Genomic DNA, 2,353 nt, shown 5'->3' with positions numbered 1-2,353 from the left:
GAACGGCGGACTGTTAATCCGTATGTCGCAAGTTCAAGTCTTGCAAGGGGAGCCACATTCAAGAAAGCCAAGTCGAAAGACTTGGCTTTTTTTCGTTTGAACAAAAACAAACTCTATTCAATATACACATCAGCTCCTCACTAACTCTTAATCAGTCTCGATAAATTGAGTTATCTCCTTTTAGTACTCTTACTACAGCAGTTGATTCTAAGTTCTATAAAGCATATCCACTACAACAGAACCAACGCCTTATAAAGTTCATGACCCGCTAATATTCACATTAAAACAAATAGAACCAAGTCCTGTTACTTTTTTTTCTTCGAAAATTTAATCCCTATCATACTTTGATGTCTTTCTAATATCTGCCTTACACCACTTAGATTAAGATTCGATGAATTATACCTAATACTAATTATTGAATCGCTGCGCGGGGAAATATGAAACTAAAAACGCAAGCTTACTTATTATCGGGCATCATCTTGATCGCCCTGCTAGCACTGACGGCTACAGGCTTATGGACCTTAAGAGTTGCTAGCAACATGGACAACAAAGCTCGCGTAACAGAGCTGTTTAAGAGCGCATACAGCATTCTTACTGAAGTCGAAAAAATGGCGATTGATGGCACACTAGAAGAAGAGCAAGCCAAGCAACTAGCTACTCGCCTTCTACGCAACAACATCTATAAAGATAATGAATATGTTTACGTAGCCGATGAGAACATGACGTTTATCGCGACACCATTAGATCCTCAACTGCACGGAACCAGTTTTAACGACTTTAAAGATGGCGACGGCAATAGTGTTGGGCAGCTAATCCAAAGAGTACTTGGTAATCGTACTGGCGAGATCATTGAGTACACCTGGACCCAAAAACAGCCAGATGGAACGATTGAAGAAAAACTGTCTATTGCAGAGAAAACGCCACATTGGGGTTGGGTTGTCGGCACTGGTATCGGGTTCAATGAAGTTAACGCTCGTTTTTGGTCTACTGCTCAATGGCAGCTATTCCTTTGTGTCGTGATTGCTGGTCTTATTCTGGCGAGCCTAATTGTATCCATTAAACGCATGCTAGCGCTTCTTGGCGGCGAACCTAAAGACGTACGAGAAGCAGTACAAGCCGTAGCACAAGGTCGAATTCAAACCTCTTTCGAAACTCAGGCAATTGACGGCAGTATCTATCACGCCGTACAACAAATGAGTAAGTCATTGGCTGAGCTAGTATCAAACCTTGACGCTTCAATGCTGGCATTAAGAGGCGAACTGCAGCGCGTAGAAGATCGCGCTGGGTCAATTGGTCAACTGACAGACACCCAACAGCAATCAACAGAGATGATCGCGACAGCAATGACCGAGATGGCCTCTTCAGCCAATAACGTAGCTGCTTCAGCTAGCGATACCGCGCGCAACACCGACGAGGCCGACAAACAGAGCCAGCATACCCAACAACTCATTCACAACACAGTAGATAACATTCAAGGCTTAGCAGGCCAACTAGGCACAGCAAGCGAAGCTGTCGCTAACCTAGATAACGATGTAAACAACATTGCAAAAGTATTGGATGTGATTGGTGATATAGCGGAGCAAACTAACCTATTGGCACTAAATGCAGCCATTGAAGCAGCTCGAGCTGGCGAACAAGGTCGTGGATTTGCTGTTGTAGCAGATGAGGTTCGTAACCTTGCAGGCAGAACACAATCGAGCACAAAAGAAATCCAATTAATGATTAATAACCTTCAAGAGGGATCTCGCAACGCAATTCAAACCATGGAAGTGTGTGCCGCGACCAGTGAAAGCACCGTAACAGAGTCTCAAAACGCCTCTGAAGCACTACAACAGATTGTTGTCGCATTAGAGTCCATTTCATCAATGAGTCATCAAATCGCAACAGCTGCCGCTGAGCAGACTCAGGTGAGCGATGATATATCGAAGCGTATCAATATGATCGAAGAGAGCGGTAACCAACTGAGCAATGTCGTAACAGAAAGTCATAACAGCACCCAAACTCTTGCCTCTCTTTCCAACGAATTAGAAGCTTGGGTTAATAGGTTTGAAGTAAAACACTAAACTCCCTAGAAAATTTTCAAATAAAAAAGCACGTTTTCATACGTGCTTTTTTTATTTCGGCGCCCATTCAGTGTAGTTAACCGTAGTTTTACTATCTTTTAGGGCATGCTAGACCTAGGTTTTTCACCCCAAATGAGCAAAAACAACCCACTAAGTATAGAAAAACATCAAACGATACTTTTTTTGCAATTTAATGTTGACCCAGAACGCGAAAACACGTTTAATACACCTCGTCGCCCGGATAGCTCAGTCGGTAGAGCAGAGGATTGAAAATCCTCGTGTCGGTGGTT

The 2,353-nt window shown here is 43.2% G+C and carries 1 protein-coding gene; it reads left to right on the top strand.

Annotated elements, in window-relative coordinates:
- Positions 1–437: 437 nt before the first annotated feature.
- Complete coding sequence (locus AB6D58_RS24250) at positions 438–2,063, top strand: methyl-accepting chemotaxis protein (protein WP_136983006.1); 1,626 nt, start codon at positions 438–440, stop codon at positions 2,061–2,063.
- Positions 2,064–2,353 lie beyond the last annotated feature (290 nt).

Origin of the sequence: Vibrio sp. 10N.239.312.D08 (assembly GCF_041466145.1) — a bacterium.
GTDB classification, from domain to species: Bacteria; Pseudomonadota; Gammaproteobacteria; order Enterobacterales; family Vibrionaceae; genus Vibrio; species Vibrio crassostreae_C.
Note: the sequence above shows the minus strand (reverse complement) of the source record. Positions and strands in the feature narration are given on the sequence as shown.